The following is a 17,813-nucleotide window of genomic DNA, read 5'->3' as shown; positions in this document are numbered from 1 at the left end:
CGACAAAAAGGCGTAAGAAGAAGCATTATCCGAGTGATCAGAGCAATGGTGCGTGGTATTACTTGAAACCGCATTTACCGGTATCGACAGTAGGGAGACCACGATTCTCGCAGTGTTGCGGGAGTCGCAATTGCTGCTCATGCTGATTTAGTTGGGTGATCGGAAACGGTATCATCGAGCGCAAGTGCCTTACAAAAGAGCTGCCGAAGCTCGGTTAGCTTCTCTTGCTTGATACCGCCGCTTTCAAGTTCTTTGAGGACTTGCACTGGCTTCTGGTCGTTCCGACCGGGCAGGGGCTTGTCAAGGAAGGATTCCATGCATTGGGGAATAAACTCCGGTGCGGCCAAACGATGGGAATTCGCCTTGCTTCTGAGCATCTCGTTGACGGCCTTGTGGTGTTGCTTGTTCTGATCGTCATCGAGCATCAGGCCGTATGGGATATGGAAATATTCCAGAAGCGCGATGTATCGATGGAAGTTGAATTTGCCCATCACGTCAACAACAGCGATCCGGTGTCTACTCAAGTCATGCCAGTCACGAGCGAGCAACCAACCGAACAATGCCTTTTCGGTTGCCCCTTCCACGAGAAGTACTCGGTCAGCAAAGAACATCGAGGCACGTTCGGTATCCAGCCAAAGCTGATATCGGAATCGCTCTTCCTGCGTCGCGATCTCTTCGTCATTGGACGCGTTGGCGAGTAGCTTTTCCGCCTCTTTCTTCTGCTCCTCCTGCACTGCCGGATCGTTGACATAGGCTTCGAGACACCTCTTGAAGTCGAGCCCGTCGGCAAAGACTTTCTGGATTTCAACTCGTCCGATCTGACCGAATGTTGTCAAACCGTTCTCGCGACGAGCGCGCACGATTTGACAAAGATCATCGGCTACCTTGCCGACGAAGATCGGCGAGTGGCTCGTCACGATAACCTGCTGCGCGTCGCCCGATCCGAGGCGCCGCAGATGATAGGCCATGTTTTCTTGCTGTGCAGGGTGCAGGAAGGCTTCGGGCTCTTCGAAAAGAATCAGCGTGAAATCTGGATCAAACTCCTTCTTCTCTACCTTCTTGCTTTCGGCGAATGCCGGGGCGAGCTTGATCAACTCGTAGAGAAAGGATCTCTGGAAACCATGGCCGTACCGATCCAGCGCAAATGCCGTGTCGCCAAGCATGGCATCGGCGAATCCATGCTTGACAAGGTTTTTGGTGATGTCGTCTGGTGAAACGGTATTCACCGACATGTCGAAACGGATGCCCCAGTGTTCGATGGCCTCGTTAATCGGCTTAGCGATTTTGGCAAGGAAGCCATCCGTGCCGCGTGCTTCATCGTTGAGCTTGCCGAATGCGCTTTCTACCTCCTTGTACGCAGCGCTGTCCGAGACCACTCGCTTCAACATGAAGTTCAGCATGTCACGTAGCGGAGAAGGACCCATCGTTTTCATTTGGTCGGCCGGTGTTGTCAGTGCGGGGATGTAGATGACGCGCCCGACCTTAGCCGTGCCAACGTTCTTTGCGCCGTAGAACAGTTCCTTTTCGGGTTCACCTTTGACGATGCCGTAGATATTGCTCTGGTTCGACTTCACGCGATCTTTCGAGGCGAAATACCTCCGGACCATCAAGACTTGATCAGCGACTCCGTCTTTGTACTTGTCAGCGAGTCCTGACCATTCTTCATCAGTTAGAGCGAGCGAGAGTTCGATCCAGGACTCTTCCGAGCTTTTCCCGACTTTGGGCACATCATCGTTCGACCATTTGATCTCTTCGTAAAAAGCCCGTAGCGCTGAAAGAGCGTTGCTCTTGCCCGCGTTGTTAGCGCCGACGAGCATCGTGTAGTCATGGACTTCGACGTCCGCATCAATGATCGAACGGAAGTTGTGAATACGCAAGCGCTGGAGTTTCATTCGGATTTCCCAATCAGTATTGTTGTTTGAACACCCGCTCCAGCGTCGCCGGTAGCAGCGCGGCGTTGGCTTCGCGGATGGTAGCGTGTTTGCCCTTGAGGACTGCGACTTCAGCTTGCAGGCGGTTAAAGGTTTGCTGTGTGACTAGCGGAGGCATTGGCACTTCGATGGCCATCAGCTTTTCCAGTCCAAGGGTACGGTTGCGACCAGCTCCACCGGGCGACGCTTTCCCGATCTTCAATATCCCCTCGTCGGTCAGGAAGTAGTAGCGCAGGAACTCGGCGGAGGTCAGATCGGGGTCAGCTTGGCAAGTGATGAAGCGATGGGAACCGAAACGGCCTGTGTCTTCGGGCTGGGCGATTGCAATTGCTCCCTCCCATGCGAACACGTTGGAGAAGAGCAAGTCGCCGGGTTCGATGCGATACAGGCGCTTAGTGCCCACTTCACTGCCAGACAATGGCGGTTTGTGGAAGGTACCTTTGCCGAACGAGCGGATGCCAAGTTCCGGATAGCTTCCGTCCAGATCGATGGATTGTTCCCGTCGTACCAACGGTGCTACTTCCGCCATCGTCCGCAGCGGCGCGTCGGCGATGGTATCGCGGAAGCGCAGGGCCAGCAGGTGTTCGGCATCGCGTTCGACGGCATCCAGATGCGCTTCGACCTGTCGTGTTTTCTCGGCCAGTGTGTCGAGGCGGGTGACGAGGGCTTGTTGTTCGGTCAATGGAGGAAGGGCGATCTGTTGGTCGAGAAAGCGGTCCTCCTTGATGCGCACACGGTTTGTGGTGCCTTCGCTGGCGGCCTTGCATAGCTCGACAAAGGGGGTTGAGCGAACCAGCCAGCCCATGAACGCCGCATCGCATCGGTCCGGATCACGGAACTCGAACGACGGGAAGTCGTTGCTGACGATGGCGCCATCAAGTTCCGGGGGCACCAGACCGATTGCGCCATTGCGCGCATCGATCTTGGATAGGATCAATTGGTTTGCTCGCACAATGCGACGCACCGAGACGACATCGCTGCCGCGCACCTTGCCCCGGCTAACGATCCCTTTGCCCCAAAGCTTGATCGTGACCTCATGATACTCAGCAGCCGGGTTAATCACTGCGGATTCATCGGAACGACGGAGCAACTCGCCCAAAGCGACTTTAGGCCACGTTTTCATTTGCCGATTTCCGCGTCGCCACCGCGCCCAATGCGCCGCGCCTCCAGTTCCCGCCGCGTTTTGTCCAATTCCTCGGCCAGCAGCTTTTCATTGGGCAGCACGGTCTGGTATTCGGCGGCCAATACCTTGTTGGGCAGGCCTTCCAGCGCGTAGTGGGCTTCGGCAGCGCCTTTTTCGGCGCACAGGATCAGGCCAACGGGCGGGTTCTCGTCTAGCTTCATCCAGTGTTCGCGGGCGTAGTTCAGGTACAGGTGCATCTGCCCGGCGTCGGCGTAGCCAAACTTGCCGACCTTGAGGTCGATGACCAGCAGGCACTTGAGCCGCCGGTGGAAGAACAGCAGATCGACGCGGAACCAGCTGTCGTCGATGCGCAGGCGGCGCTGGCGGCCGACGAAGGCGAAGTCATCGCCCAGCTCTAGCAGGAAGTCGGTCAGGTGCTGGATGAGCGCTTCTTCCAGCTCGGATTCGGAGTACTCGTCCTTAAGGCCCAGAAACTCCAGCACAAAAGGATCCTTGATTGCTTGCTCGGGGGTAAGGGCGTCGCCGGGTTTCGCCACTTCGCCCTTTTTCAGCATCGCTGCCTTGTTGTGCGACAGTGCGGTGCGCTCGTAGAACTGGCTGCCGATCTGGCGGTCGAGCTGGCGCACGCTCCAGCCGCCGCGCAGTGCCTCGATTTCGTAGAAGGCGCGAGCCTGCGGGTTCTTGACCGACAGCAGGCGCACGTAGGCTGACCAGGGCAACGGGAAGACTTGGGCGAGTGCTGGCAGGTCGGGCAATAGCCCAGACGTTGTCGAAAGATTTCCCGATGCGGCAGATTCTCCAGACGGTGTCTGGAGAATTCGGGTCGTAGAAGATTTTGCAGACAGCGTCTGCAAAATCTGGTCGGAAGGCCAAGCGAGGTAGAAGGCGCGCATCTGGGCCAGATTACGCCAGCCAAAGCCGCGTCCGAACTGGCGGCTCAGGTCGGCGCCCAGGCGCTTGATCATCGCTTCGCCATAGGCTGCCCGATCCTGCCCACCCTGCTCGAATTCAACGATGCGTCGCCCGATTTCCCAGTAGGTAGCCGTCATCAGCGCGTTGACACTGCGCGCCGCAGCGCGGCGGGCACCGTCCAGCAAGGCGACGATGTCGGCGTGAACGAGCGCGTAGTCGGATGGATTCGGGGTCAAGGTCGTCATGCCTGTATCTCGCTCACCAGAGCTTCGATTTCGCCCAACAGGCGTATTACCTCGGTCTCGTGGCTGCGCATCGAGGCGATCAGGTCTTTTGGATCGGCATGTTCCAGGCCGGCCTTGGCATGAGGGTTCTTGAGATCCAGGTTGTAGATGGGCCAGTAGAGGGCATCGCCCTCGGCCTGAGCGGCCTTGGCGGCCTGCTCGTGAGCTTGCTGCTCGGTCTTCAAAGTGCGCAACTGTTCCTGCAGCGCGGCTTTCTCGCCATTTGCCGCTGATTGAACGGCTTGCTCCAGTTCGCGGATCGGCTTACCCAGCGCGATGACGGCGTTGCGTTCGCTTTCTGCCCGTTGCCAGTGGGGCGTGGCGGCTTCGATGGCAGCGGCGCGCTTGGCGGCGAAATCCACCTTCCACGCCTGCGGGTTTTCCTGACGGTCGTTCCACCAGGCCAATGCTGGCCCGAACGCCTCAAATTGTAGCGGGGCGGTCTTGCTGTATTTCTTGCGACCCTCGGGCAGCGGCAGTTCGTAGTACCAGATGGTATCGGTGGGGCCGCCGCGCTCGAAGAACAGCAAGTTGGCCGGGATGTCGGTGTAGGGGGCGAACACACCTTGCGGCAGGCGCACGATGGTGTGCAGGCGGAATTCCTTGAGCATTTCCTCCTTGATGACGGCGCACACGCCGTCGCCAAACAGGGTGCCGTTGGGCACGACTACGGCGGCGCGGCCACCCTGGGCAGCCGGTTTGCCGCCGGGCACCGGGGCGCCTGCCACGCGTAGCTTGCGCATGATGTACTGCAGGAACAGCAACGCGGTTTCCGCCGTCTGCATGTTGGGCGGGAAGTTGGCCTTGATGCCGATCTCTTCCTCGCCGCCGAAGGGCGGATTGGTGAGGATCACGTCCACCCGCTCGGCATGGCCGATTTCGTTGAGGCGCCGGTCCAGTGTGTTGCCGTAGGCGATATGCGGCTCTTCCAGGCCGTGCAGCAGCAGGTTCATCTGCGCCAGCATGTAGGGCAGCGGCTTGGCTTCCTGGCCGTAGAGGGTGTCGCGTTGCAGCATGCGGCGCTGCTCGGGCGTGGTTACCTGCGGGGCGATGTGGTCATAGGCTTCCACCAGAAAACCGCCGGTACCGCAGGCCGGGTCGAGTACGGTTTCGCCCAGGCGCGGGTCGCTCACCTGTACCATGAAGCGTACCACCGGGCGCGGGGTGTAGAACTCGCCGGCATCGCCCGCCGCGTCGCGCATCTCGCGCAGCATCGATTCGTACAGGTGCGAGAGAGTGTGGATTTCCTCGCTGGCGGAAAAGTGGATGCCGTTGATCTTGTTGAGGATGTCGCGCAGCAAGTAGCCGCTGACCATGCGGTTCTGCACGCCCTTGAACACGTTGGCGATAACTTCGCGCTGGCTGCCTTTCTCTCCCTCGCCCGCCAAGCCGCGCAGGTAGGCGAACAGGCCGCGGCCCTTGCTGCCATCAGAGCGCGTAGTGATTTCTTGGCTGATGAAGGCGAGCAATTCGTCGCCGGTGATGCCGTCCTCGCGGGCGGCCCAGTCGCGCCAGCGGTAAGGGGCTTCGATAATAGGCTGGTAGCGCTTGCCGTCGAGCTCGGCTTCCTCCTCGTGGATGATTTCCAGATCGTCGAGGAACTTGAGGAACATTATCCAGGTGAGCAGCGGTAGACGATCCACATCGCCATTGAGGCCCTTATCCTTGCGCAGGATGTCGCGCGCCGACTTGATCAGCGCAGAGAGTCTCTCGCGGGTAGTCAGTGGAGCCCTGGCTTTGGCGCGGACGCGGGGCTTTTTCTCGGTGGTTGCGGTGGCGGCAGCTTTGGCCATCGGTTCGGGTTCTCGTTATTGATAGAGCGCGGTCTGCAGCCGGGATACGGCGTCCTTCATGCCGCGTACGCCACCGAAATAACGGGCGGCGATCTCGGAAGGACTGCCGTAGCGGTCGAAGGGTTGCACTTTCATCAGCTCGGACAGCGTGTTGAATTGCAGAGTGCCGCGCTCGACGTAGCGGTCGAGCAGCAGCGTGAGGATTTCGCGGGCGGTGTCGCCATACTGGGCGAACAGGTCCTGCGCCTTGCGACGGGCCTGCTCGGCACGCTGGCGGCGCGTGAGCAGCGGCGCGTTCCAAGCCAGGTGGCACAGCAGGTCGAAGGAATCGGCGTCGGGCTGCTCGCTGCTGGCGGCCAGTTCTTCGAAGCTGATGCCGCGCTCGGTCAGCTCGCGCAACACTTCGCTGCGCGTATCCGGGTTGGCCCAGGCCGATTGCAGCGCCTCGCGCGTCGGGTACAGGGTGCGCACGGCGCGGCCGGAGTATTCGGTGTACTTGACTACCTGTAGCTTCTTGCCGCCGCTGTCGAGATCATAGACCAGGTGGCCGATGACCTCGACCTCGCCGCCATCGATGTAGTACTTGCGGGGTTCGGGTGGCGGTTCGTTGATGAGCACGCCAGTGTCCGGGCCGATTTGCTCTTCGGGGATTTCGTATTCCACTGACGGCGTGTCAGCTAGTGTTTCCTGCTCGGTCTCGGTGATGCCGAGCTGCTCGCCTGTTTCGTCGATCGTCACTTCCTCGATGCGCGCCGGTTCGCCATCGAAGTCCGGATCAGCAAAGTGGCGGGTGGCCGTGCCGGTGAAGGCGATGAGGGTGAAGTACTCCTTGCCGTAATCGATCTTGAGCCGCGTGCCTCGCCCGACGATCTGCTTGAATTCGGCGCGGGAGCCGACCACGCGGGCCAGCACCACGTTTTTGACCATCTCCGCATCGACGCCGGTAGTCAGCAGTTGCGAGGTGGTGAGAATGACGGGTGCAGGCTTGTCCACATCCTGGAAGTGTGCCAGATGGGTCAGGCCAATCGCGCCTTCATCGGCTGTGACGCGGCAGACGTAGTCCGGGTACTGCTTGACGAGATCACTGTTGAGATTGAGCAGTTCCTGGCGCATCTCAGCGGCGTGTTCCTGATCGACGCAGAACACCAGCGTTTTGGCGAAACGGTCGGCGCTCTTGAGAAGGTCGGTCAGGTGTCGGGCCATCGCCCGCGTGCGGGCCCGCAGCGCCACGACACGCTCGAAATCCTTGGTCTGATACTCGTCGTCGGGAACCGCGCGTCCGTAGCGATCCAGTTCGTCTTTGCTGGGCCGCCAGCCCGCGGCATCGACGGTAGTGATGACGCGATGCACGCGGTACGGCGCGAGAAAACCATCCTCGATGCCCTGGCGCAGGCTGTAGGTATAGACCGGGTTGCCGAAGTATTCGTAGCTGTCGCGGGATTCCTCGCGTAGCGGAGTGGCCGTCATGCCGAACTGCACGGCGGGCTCGAAGTAATCGAGCATCGCACGCCAGGTGCTTTCGTCACGGCTGGAGCCCCGGTGGCATTCGTCGATGATGATCAGATCGAAGAAATCCGGCCGGTACTGGCGGAACACGTCTTCGCTGGCGGTGGTCAGCGCCTGATAGATGCCGAAATACATGTCCCGGCTCTGGCGGGTGTCGCCGCCGGCGATCTTGTGACGCGCGTCGCCGAAAGGCGCGAACATCTTGGCCATTGGATCATCGACGAGGATGTTGCGATCGGCCAGGAACAGGATCTTGGGGCGGCGGTATTCACCCGTGCGGTTCCAGCGACTGTTCCACAATTTCCAGCAGACTTGGAAAGCCACGCAGGTCTTGCCGGTGCCGGTGGCCAGCGTAGCCAGGATGCGCTTTTGCCGCTGCAGGATGGCCTCGATCACACGGTGAATGGTGATCTGCTGGTAGTAACGTGGCACTTTGCCGGACATAAGATTGAACGGCTCCAGCAGATGTGATGTCACCTCTTGCGGTAACTGCGTCGCGGTCATCAAGCGATCAAACAGCTCGGCGGGCGTGGCATAGCGTTTCACCTCGCGCTCGGTGCCTGTGATGTAGTCAATTTCGATGATGCGGTGACCGTTGGTGGCGTAGGCAAACTTGAGTCCGAGGATTTCGGCATACTCACGTGCTTGCTGAATGCCCGTCTCTGCCGGCAGGCCGGTTTCCTTGGCTTCGACCACGGCTAGGGGGTGGTCGCGGCGGTAGTATAGCAGGTAGTCGGCACGCTTTTTCTTGCCGCGCCGAACCTTTCCGCCCGCCACGATGATGCGGCCGTTGGTGAAATAGCGTTGTTCACCGATAGTATGTGGCGCGGCAGCCCAGCCGGCCTCGACCAGTTTGGGCGTAACGAATTCGCGGCAGGTGTCTGCTTCGGTGATCATGCCGTCTCTCCTTGCCTCGCTATTCATCCTTATCCCCTGAGTCGATCAGAATCCTGAAGCTGATCGTCAATGTCACTAGATTGATCTCACGCATTTTCTTCTTTTCAGCGCCACTAAACCGCAGCCTTCCATCATTCGCAGCGCGCGCACAAAGTTTGGCGCCAGATGCCCGGCCAGCTCGGTCAGTGAGTTAGGCAGCTTGTTATGGATGAGGTGCAGCAAGGCTTGGTTGATCCCGGACAGCGCTACCATCATCATCATCATCGTGGACATTGCCGGAAAACAGAGCGTTGGATCGTCTTTAGCGATCGCTGTCCCCTCCGAACAACCAAAGTGACGAAGACCGACAGCGCAGCGCTGCATTTAGGATGTTCTATCGGCATGGCATAAATGAAACATTTTATCAATGTGGCACGCCAGCATCCAGCTTTTAATGAACACCCAGATTCCGCGATTGGTTTTTTTAATGTCATTCTTTGGTATGCCGAGATATGCTCGCGGGAGAGGAAACAAGGAAAAAAATCAGTAAATTTGATGGCAGTTATGTGTATGGCACTGCTATTTTTGGTGTTATTGGTGCAAGAGTGAGAGGTAGTAGATGTTCGCGTCGATTCGGATCTTTGGCTGAGTGACTGTAGCCCAGCTTCATGCCGTACTACAAAGCCAGATTACGCATTTGCCGGATGAGCCGATTAAACTGGGTATTTGCGCGACTAAAATTTTATCTGCAGGGAACCGGCGAAACGATTTGATCGTCTTTACCAATAGCTTTTGTCAATGCTAGTCTGGCATTTTCTGGATTGATTCTTACCGCTCCATGAGATACTACGAATCAACATAAGGAGGATAATTGAATTCAATATGTCCAACGTACTGAATCTACTCGTATATAGTATCGGCACAATCCTGGGGCTGATAGTCGTCGGGGCTATTGTGGCGCTGTTTATCCGCGACATCACCCAGAAGCAGCACACGATCTTGCGCAACTATCCGATCATTGGGCGGTTACGCTATTTTTTCGAGATTCAGGGAAAATACTTCCGCCAGTATCTATTTTCCGGTGATCGGACCGAATTGCCATTCAATCGTGCCACCCGGGCCTGGGTATACAAAAATGCCAAGAATAAGGGAGGGATAATTGGTTTTGGTTCGACTTATGATTTGCGCGAGCCCGGTGCGATCATTTTCGTCAACGCGACTTTTCCAATTTTAGAAGAAGATCAGTTGCCGACGCCTTCGCTGCTGATTGGTGAAGATTATTGTCAATTTCCTTTCGAAGCTCATTCGATCATCAATATCAGTGGCATGAGTTATGGCGCCATTTCTGCGCCGGCAGTACGGGCGTTATCACTGGGTGCAGCCAAGGCTGGTTGCTGGCTCAACACTGGAGAAGGCGGGCTTGCACCTTATCATAAGGAAGGTGATTGCGACATCATTATGCAGATCGGCACGGCCAAATATGGTATCCGCGATGAACACGGCAATTTTTCCCCTGCGCGCGCCAAGGAAATCGCCCAATTCGTCAAGGCTTTTGAGATTAAACTCTCGCAGGGTGCTAAGCCTGGCAAGGGGGGGGTGCTGCTTGGTCCCAAGGTACACTCTGAAATTGCTGCTATTCGCGGTATTCCTGCGTTTCAGGATTCTATCAGCCCCAATCGTCATCGTGATATTGGCAGTATTGATGAATTGCTGGATAAAGTGGCTTATATCCGCGATTTAACCGGGCGTCCGGTAGGTGTTAAGACAGCCATTGGCGGCTGGCGCTTTATCAATGAACTTTGCGATACCATTCATCGGCGTGGGTTGGAGTACGCGCCTGATTTTTTGACTATTGATGGCGGAGAAGGCGGCAGCGGCGCTGCGCCACAAACGCTGGTCGATCATGCCGGATTGCCGATAGCAGAGGCGTTACCACGCGTGGTGGATGCGTTAATTGAATCCGACTTGAAGAAACGGATTCGTGTCATTGCGGCAGGTAAGCTCGTTACCTCGGCGCATGGTGCCTGGGCATTATGTGCGGGAGCAGATTTTGTTAATACTGCCCGTGGCTTTATGTTTTCGTTGGGTTGTATCCAGGCGATGCGCTGCCACCTGAATACTTGTCCGACAGGTGTTACCACGCATAATCCCCGGCTACAACATGGTCTGGTGGTAGAAGAAAAATACCTGCGTGTTGCTAATTATGCGATGAATGTCAACAAGGAAATTGGCATGATCGCGCATTCCTGCGGACTCAGGCATGCGCGCGAGTTTCGGCGTGAGCATGTGCGCATCGTCGAAACCGCGGGCAAGAGCATCGCCTTGAATATGCTGTATCCTTATCCGGAAGTGCGTAAAGAATTTAATGAAGCAATGCGCAAAGATTGAAATTTCGTTGCCTTCCCATATAGTAAGGTCAATTTCCATTCTCATCAGGAGCTTCTATGCGTTTCGATAAACTAACCACAAAATTTCAGCAAGCACTCGGTGAAGCCCAAAGCATGGCGCTCGGTAAGGATCATCCGTATATCGAACCACAGCATTTGCTACTTGCATTATTGCAGCAAGATGATGGCGGGACAACTTCACTATTGCAGCGTGCGGGTGTTAATGTTAGCCCCCTGCGCGAGGCGTTGATAAAAAGCCTGGAACGTATGCCCAAAGTGGAAGGCGTTGGTGGAGAAATCAATATCTCGCGCGACCTCAATAGTTTGCTTAATTTGACTGATAAGGAAGCGCAGAAACAGGGTGATCAGTTCATTGCTTCGGAAATGTTCCTGCTGGCCGTACTTGAGGATAAAGGTGAAACTGGGCAGTTGCTGAAACAACATGGCGCGAACCGTAACGCTTTGGAACAAGCGATCAAATCAGTGCGGGGTGGTGAGCATGTGTCCAGCGCGGAGGCAGAGGGAAGCCGTGAGGCATTGAAGAAATATACGCTCGATCTTACTGAACGCGCACGCATGGGCAAGCTGGATCCGGTGATTGGGCGTGATGACGAAATTCGGCGAACTATCCAGGTGTTGCAACGGCGCACCAAGAATAATCCAGTGCTGATCGGTGAACCAGGGGTAGGTAAAACCGCCATCATCGAGGGGCTGGCGCAGCGTATCGTCAATGGGGAAGTGCCTGAGACCCTCAAAAACAAGCGCGTATTGTCACTCGATATGGCAGCATTGCTAGCAGGCGCAAAATATCGGGGTGAGTTTGAAGAGCGGTTGAAAGCAGTGCTCAAAGAGCTGGCGCAGGACGAAGGCCGCACCATCGTATTCATCGATGAGCTGCATACCATGGTGGGCGCGGGCAAGGCTGAAGGTGCCATCGATGCCGGCAATATGCTGAAACCCGCGCTGGCCAGAGGAGAATTGCACTGTGTCGGCGCGACGACTCTGGATGAATACCGCAAGTATGTGGAAAAGGACGCGGCGTTAGAGCGGCGTTTTCAGAAAGTGCTGGTCGACGAGCCGACGGTGGAAGCAACCATTGCCATTTTGCGTGGTTTGCAAGAACGCTATGAAGTGCATCATGGCGTGGACATTACCGATCCCGCCATTGTAGCGGCAGCAGAGTTATCCCATCGTTACATTACTGACCGTTTTCTGCCGGATAAGGCCATCGATTTGATCGATGAGGCGGCTGCCCGGATTCGTATGGAGCGTGATTCCAAGCCTGAAGTGATGGACAAGCTCGATCGCCGACTGATCCAACTCAAGATCGAACGGGAGGCGATGAAAAAGGAAAAAGATGAAGCATCGCAAAGACGGCTGGCGTTGCTGGAAGAGGAGATTAAAAAACTGGAGCGTGAGTACGCCGATCTGGAAGAAATTCTCAAAGCGGAAAAATCACGTGTGCAAGGCTCACAGCAGATCAAGGAGGAACTGGAAAAGCTCAGAAAGGAAGTGGAAACCGCGACACGCAAGGGAGACTGGCAGAAAGTCTCGGAATTGCAATATGGCCGTATTCCTCAACTGGAAGCACAACTTGCAGAACAAATCCAGCAGACTGAAGCAGCTATACGAGGCAAAGATACCAACAAGCCGAAGTTGTTTCGGACACAAGTAGGTGCTGAAGAAATCGCCGAAGTAGTTTCGCGTGCAACTGGTATTCCGGTTGCCAAAATGATGCAAGGTGAACGCGAAAAACTGCTCTTGATGGAGCAAAAATTACATGAACGTGTGGTGGGGCAAGATGAAGCAACACGACTCATTTCAGATGCGATTCGCCGCTCGCGCTCAGGACTGGCTGACCCCAACCGGCCTTATGGTTCTTTTTTATTTCTGGGGCCTACCGGCGTAGGGAAAACGGAATTATGCAAAACATTGGCTGAATTTTTGTTTGACTCCGAAGAACATTTGATTCGGGTTGATATGTCGGAATTTATGGAGAAGCATTCCGTGGCGCGCTTGATAGGTGCTCCGCCTGGCTATGTTGGCTACGAGGAAGGCGGCTATCTTACCGAATTGGTGCGCAGAAAGCCTTACTCGGTGATTTTGCTCGATGAGGTAGAAAAAGCGCATCCGGATGTATTCAATGTGTTGCTGCAGGTGCTCGATGATGGACGCATGACGGATGGACAGGGGCGGACGGTTGATTTTAAAAATACGGTGATCGTCATGACTTCTAACCTCGGTTCGCAGATGATTCAGCAAATGAGCGGAGATGATTATCAAGTGATCAAACTTGCAGTGATGGGGGAGGTCAAAGCTTATTTTCGTCCCGAGTTTATTAATCGCATTGATGAGGTTGTTGTCTTTCATGCGCTGGATGAAAAGCATATTAAATCGATTGCACAGATCCAATTGCGCAACTTGGAGGCACGCCTGGAAAAAATGGAAATCAAGCTCGAAGTCACTGATGCTGCTTTATCAGAGCTTGCGCGAGCAGGTTTTGACCCTGTCTTCGGTGCGCGTCCATTGAAACGCGCGATACAGGCACAAATCGAGAATCCACTCGCAAAAGAACTTTTGCAAGGTAATTTTGCTGCTAAAGATACGATTAAAGTGGATTGTGTAAATGGTATTTTGACATTTTCCAAAGCTGCATGAGTTTTTATAAAAGAAAGCCAAGCGATAATGCATGTGAGTAGAGAGTTTCAGGTAAAATATTATTTTTTTAAAGTGAATTCTTATGCTGAGAGGTAGCCTGGTCGCGATTGTTACGCCTATGTTTGAAGATGGCGCTTTGGATCTGGAGAAATTTTGTGCGCTGATCGATTTTCATATTTCACAAAAAACAGACGCTATAGTAGTGGTCGGGACAACGGGCGAATCTCCTACTGTAGATTTTGATGAGCACAATTTGCTGATACGAACTGCAGTAGCGCATGCGGCTGGGCGAATACCGATTATCGCTGGTACTGGAGCAAACTCCACGAAAGAAGCGATTGACCTGACTATCTTTGCCAAGGATGCGGGTGCAGATGCTTGCTTATCGGTGGTTCCCTACTATAATAAGCCGACGCAAGAAGGGCTCTATCAACACTTCAGGGCAGTGGCGGAAGCAGTCGATATTCCGACGATTTTATATAATGTGCCTGGTCGAACAGTTGCCGATATTTCCAATGATACCGTCCTTCGGCTGGCACAAATTCCTAATATCATTGGCATAAAAGATGCCACAGGTAACATTGCGCGTGGTTGTGATTTATTGCATCGTGTGCCAGTGGATTTCAGCGTGTATAGCGGGGATGATGCAACTGCACTTGCATTATTGCTGTTAGGAGGTCATGGTGTCATTTCAGTAACAGCAAATGTTGCACCGAAATTAATGCATGAAATGTGTGTTGCAGCGTTTGCTGGAGATTTGACGACTGCCCGCACTATTAACAATAAGTTGTTGAAACTGCATGTAGATTTGTTCGTCGAAGCAAATCCAATTCCAGTAAAGTGGGCTGTGATGCAAATGGGTTTGATAGGCTCGGGTATCCGGTTGCCTTTAATACCGCTTTCTGATCAATTCCATCAGTTGATCAAAGATGCCATGAAACAAGCTGAGGTTCTGATTTAAAGGTTTGTGATGTCAAGAATAAAACACCAAAGAGCAATCATACTGAGCGTAGCGTGGGTGCTAATGATTTCTGGCTGTAATTTATTGCCGGAAAGTAAAAAAATAGATTATAAGTCGGCTGGTAAACTGCCTCCGTTGGAGGTGCCGCCTGATCTGACAGCACCATCTGCAGATGATCGTTATGCTGTACCTGACATCTCTTCTTCAGGAAGTGCAACATTCTCTACATATAACAGAGAACGTGAAGAACAACCGCAGGCCTATAATGGTGGTGCTATATTGCCGCTAACAACAGATGCAGTCTATGTTGCCCGATCTGGCACTCAGCGGTGGTTAGTCGTGCAACAGGCTCCCGAAGATGTTTGGCCAATAGTCAAAGAATTCTGGCAGGATTTGGGATTTCTGATTAAGGTTGAGGCGCCTGATGTGGGAATTATGGAGACTGATTGGGCGGAGAATCGTGCAAAAATTCCGCAGGATATTATTCGCAGCGTTCTTTCAACTTTTCTGGATAGTTTGTACTCCACTTCTGAACGTGACAAATTTCGCACACGGTTAGAACGAAATGAATCAGGTGCGACCGAAATTTTCATCAGTCACCGAGGGATGGACGAAGTGCTTGCTGACAGAAATACGCAACGTACTATTTGGCAGCCGCGTCCTGCTGATCCTGATTTGGAAGCAGAGATGCTTGCCCGCTTGATGATGCGCTTTGGTACAGAAGAAGAACTTGCCAGACAAGAAGTGGCTGCTGTAACGAATGGTGCCACCGTCGAGAAGCAGGCTTATATGGACAAAGCCAGGGACGGTGTACTCATAGTGAGCGAAACATTTGAACGCGCATGGCGTCGCGTCGGGCTGGCACTTGATCGTGTGGGCTTTACTGTTGAAGATCGGGATAGATCAAATGGTGTTTATTTTGTTCGTTATGCCGATCCTGATATCGAAAGCCGGAAGGCAAGTGAAGGGGAAGGGATACTTTCAAAACTTGCTTTCTGGCGGAGTGATGCTAACTCAAAAGCGGAGCGATATCGTATTCAAGTAAACGAAGTCGGTGCCAATAGCGAAGTCAAGGTACTTAACCAGGATGGCACACCGGAAGAATCAGAAGCAACTAATCGAATTCTTAATTTATTGTATGAGCAGCTCAAATAGCTTAGATACTCGGATAGTATACGATCTCATGCCTAATGAATGAAATTCAGTGTGGGGGAGAAGGGGCAGAACTAGAAATTAAAAAAACCGCCGAGTTAGGCGGTTTTTAATTTTGCGACATTTCTTATATGATTAATGTCCTGGTTTGCTGGTGCCACCGTATGGACGTGGGTCAGCGCCTTCTTTAAGGCAGTTGCCATTAGCATCTAATCCATGAGGGCATTCTAACTTTCCGCCGGATATGATTCTCTCGTAGTTTTCTTTTTCTTGTTCAGGTAATGCCTGGCCTGGTCTGCCACATCCTGACAATGTTAAGGCTGTTAAAGCGGCGGCGATCAGAAAAAATCTCATTATATTGATTCCTTATTAAAATTTGTGTAACTAAGAACTTGTGACGATTTCAGTATATAACGAAAATACTTCAGTGCTCAAGCATTAGTTAACAAAATTTTCACGCTTTAGCCGCAGAATATACTACCTTTAATTCGTCAAACCCTAGAACCAGACACGGTTCTGCTGGGATATCGTGCCAGCCGGAAATTTTGTCAAAGCCACAACTGGCAGGCAAAACAGATACGCTGCCTGCTGAGTTCCAGCATAACATTGTGCAGGGCGCAATAACTGCTGTGCTTCCGGGTATAACGGTCAATTCTATGGTTGGCACCAGAAATAATATGAAAATAGATTTAAATTACGGGGGAACCCGTCATTTCATGAAGCCTTCTAACTGTTTCTATATCCAGACTAAGTGCTTGTGCCAATTGGCGTAAATAGTTCTTTTCCGCTTCCGTATCGATATCAAGAGCAAACAATGAAGCTGCATAAACCTGGGTGGCAACAATTTGGTTAGGTACGCTAGAAACCAGCTTATTGAGATCCAGTGGTTGATTTAGCTCATCACGAATAAATTGACGTTCCTCCTCTGTGAGACCGTCTTCACCCGCCTTGCCCATAATTTTGTTCATTTCTGATTGATCAAGCTGTTTGTCTGCTTTGGCAGCACTGATCATCGCCTGCAGTATGAGTTTTTCTGTTTCTGCTGAAGTCATCGCTGCTGCTGGTTCCTCGGGCGAGGAATCAGCACGCTCCTGCACATCCGAGAATTGGGCACCATATTTTTTTTGAAGCGCATTGATTGCCATGGCTCCCAGCATTGATAATGCGCTTCCGCCTAATGCGCCTGTTGCTGCGGTAGCGCCGCCGCCCAGCAGAGCGCCAGCCAGTGCCCCTATGCCGCCCAGTTGCGCGCCTGTGACGTTACCCGCCTGCTTGGAATGAAGGAATTTTTCAATCAGGCTTAACCATTTATTGGTAGATTTTGTAGACTGAGGAGAATGGGCCATATGTTCAAGTCTTGAATGCCCTTCGTTTGTCATTGCGTTCAACAAACGTCCAACAATGTCGCCATAGCTCATGATATAACTCCTTTGCTTGAATAATCTTTGTGAAAAATTATAGGAAGATTGCCTATACCCATCAAACTATGCTTGAAGTTAATCCGAAATAGGAGGGCGAGTAAATACGTACAAACACGTAATGCAACTAATTCTGATACATCAATTATTCTTATTATGCTTCATTATATTATCGGCTCATTGCTATGCTCTCGTTTCTTCCGCATGGTTATACTGATCGATCATCCAGAAAATGAGTGATTACCCATGAAACGTCACAAAAGCCTTTATCTTTTGTCTCATGATCATCATCATGTGCTTGTTCAGGCAAAAAATCTGCGCATTGCCTCTACCAATGCGGACATGCCATTGCTTCACCAGATTGCTAGTCGTTTTGTTGCTTTCTGGGATACCAGCCTGCAAAGCCATTTCCGTCAAGAAGAGGAAATTTTACTGCCTGTTTTCTCTCAGTATTCATCGACAGATCGCCTGGAAATTGTCGAAACCTTAAAGCAACATGCCGATATTCAGCAAGCCGTGGATCATTTGAGAAAAAACCTTGCCCAGGAAACAGTGCTAACGATGGAAAGTCAGGCGCTTTCAACGCTACTTAGCATGCATATCCGTTTTGAGGAACAGCATTTATTCCCCGCCATTCAAGAAATTGTTCCGGAGGAAGCCTTATGGGAAATCAATCGTCGACTCACTGCGAAATCAACATGCTAGTGCTAGTCGGTATGGGAAGAGCCGGTAGCTGCGGTTTTCCATCATCGCTCATTTTGCAAAAACTAGCACAGCCGATCAATGTCCAC

General features: G+C 53.1%; 14 protein-coding genes. 6 read left to right on the top strand and 8 right to left on the bottom strand.

The genetic code is table 11. The annotated features are described in order from the left end of the window. Positions 1 to 137 precede the first annotated feature (137 nt). From J5I83_RS03680 to J5I83_RS03655, 6 genes are all read right to left on the bottom strand, one after another. Positions 138 to 1,892 carry an ATP-dependent endonuclease gene (locus tag J5I83_RS03680; RefSeq protein WP_304053369.1) on the bottom strand — a complete coding sequence of 585 codons (1,755 nt, stop codon included), beginning with the start codon at positions 1,890 to 1,892 and terminating at the stop codon, positions 138 to 140. 13 nt (positions 1,893 to 1,905) lie between these two features. Then, positions 1,906 to 3,054: a restriction endonuclease subunit S gene (locus J5I83_RS03675; protein ID WP_304053368.1), complete on the bottom strand. Its 1,149-nt coding sequence runs from the start codon at positions 3,052 to 3,054 to the stop codon at positions 1,906 to 1,908. Further along, positions 3,051 to 4,232 (bottom strand): YhcG family protein, encoded by a 1,182-nt coding sequence (locus J5I83_RS03670; RefSeq protein ID WP_304053367.1) that lies wholly within the window; start codon positions 4,230 to 4,232, stop codon positions 3,051 to 3,053. The genes J5I83_RS03675 and J5I83_RS03670 overlap by 4 nt, the downstream gene beginning before the upstream one ends. Continuing rightward, entirely contained in the window at positions 4,229 to 6,064 is a 1,836-nt protein-coding gene (locus tag J5I83_RS03665) for a class I SAM-dependent DNA methyltransferase (RefSeq protein WP_304053365.1), read from the bottom strand. Before J5I83_RS03665 ends, J5I83_RS03670 begins: the two co-directional genes overlap by 4 nt. Before the next feature lie 15 nt (positions 6,065 to 6,079). Next, a complete protein-coding gene (gene hsdR, locus J5I83_RS03660; protein ID WP_304053364.1) occupies positions 6,080 to 8,467 on the bottom strand; it encodes an EcoAI/FtnUII family type I restriction enzme subunit R in 2,388 nt (795 codons plus the stop codon). A 75-nt stretch (positions 8,468 to 8,542) separates the two neighbouring features. Then, entirely contained in the window at positions 8,543 to 8,830 is a 288-nt protein-coding gene (locus J5I83_RS03655) for a hypothetical protein (RefSeq protein ID WP_304053362.1), read from the bottom strand. A gap of 27 nt (positions 8,831 to 8,857) precedes the next feature. Here J5I83_RS03655 and J5I83_RS03650 point away from each other — a divergent pair, with 27 nt between their 5' ends. The 5 genes from J5I83_RS03650 to bamC all read left to right on the top strand — a co-directional run bounded on the left by J5I83_RS03650 (position 8,858) and on the right by bamC (position 15,607). Further along, positions 8,858 to 9,055, top strand: a complete 198-nt coding sequence (locus tag J5I83_RS03650; RefSeq protein ID WP_304053360.1) for a hypothetical protein — start codon at positions 8,858 to 8,860, stop codon at positions 9,053 to 9,055. Between the two features lie 273 nt (positions 9,056 to 9,328). Then, positions 9,329 to 10,834 carry an FMN-binding glutamate synthase family protein gene (locus tag J5I83_RS03645; protein ID WP_304053359.1) on the top strand — a complete coding sequence of 502 codons (1,506 nt, stop codon included), beginning with the start codon at positions 9,329 to 9,331 and terminating at the stop codon, positions 10,832 to 10,834. Positions 10,835 to 10,890: 56 nt separating this feature from the next. Next, positions 10,891 to 13,491, top strand: coding sequence for an ATP-dependent chaperone ClpB (gene clpB / locus J5I83_RS03640; protein ID WP_304053358.1), 2,601 nt, complete (start codon positions 10,891 to 10,893; stop codon positions 13,489 to 13,491). Positions 13,492 to 13,573: 82 nt separating this feature from the next. Then, entirely contained in the window at positions 13,574 to 14,452 is an 879-nt protein-coding gene (gene dapA, locus J5I83_RS03635) for a 4-hydroxy-tetrahydrodipicolinate synthase (RefSeq protein WP_304053357.1), read from the top strand. Positions 14,453 to 14,461: 9 nt separating this feature from the next. After that, the gene (bamC, locus tag J5I83_RS03630) at positions 14,462 to 15,607 is read left to right on the top strand and encodes an outer membrane protein assembly factor BamC (RefSeq protein WP_304053355.1); all 1,146 of its coding nucleotides are present in this window, start codon (positions 14,462 to 14,464) and stop codon (positions 15,605 to 15,607) included. 132 nt (positions 15,608 to 15,739) lie between these two features. Here bamC and J5I83_RS03625 read toward each other — a convergent pair whose 3' ends face one another. Beyond that, on the bottom strand, positions 15,740 to 15,958 hold the full coding sequence (locus J5I83_RS03625) for a hypothetical protein (protein WP_304053353.1): 219 nt from the start codon (positions 15,956 to 15,958) through the stop codon (positions 15,740 to 15,742). 335 nt (positions 15,959 to 16,293) lie between these two features. Beyond that, positions 16,294 to 17,022, bottom strand: coding sequence for a tellurite resistance TerB family protein (locus tag J5I83_RS03620; RefSeq protein ID WP_304053351.1), 729 nt, complete (start codon positions 17,020 to 17,022; stop codon positions 16,294 to 16,296). 246 nt (positions 17,023 to 17,268) lie between these two features. Here J5I83_RS03620 and J5I83_RS03615 point away from each other — a divergent pair, with 246 nt between their 5' ends. Further along, positions 17,269 to 17,727: a hemerythrin domain-containing protein gene (locus J5I83_RS03615; RefSeq protein WP_304053350.1), complete on the top strand. Its 459-nt coding sequence runs from the start codon at positions 17,269 to 17,271 to the stop codon at positions 17,725 to 17,727. The last annotated feature ends 86 nt before the right edge of the window (positions 17,728 to 17,813 follow it).

Source organism: Nitrosomonas communis (assembly GCF_024102715.1).
GTDB lineage: Bacteria > Pseudomonadota > Gammaproteobacteria > Burkholderiales > Nitrosomonadaceae > Nitrosomonas > Nitrosomonas communis_B.
The sequence above is the reverse complement of the archived record's forward strand: the minus strand, read 5'-3'. Positions and strand labels throughout refer to the sequence as shown.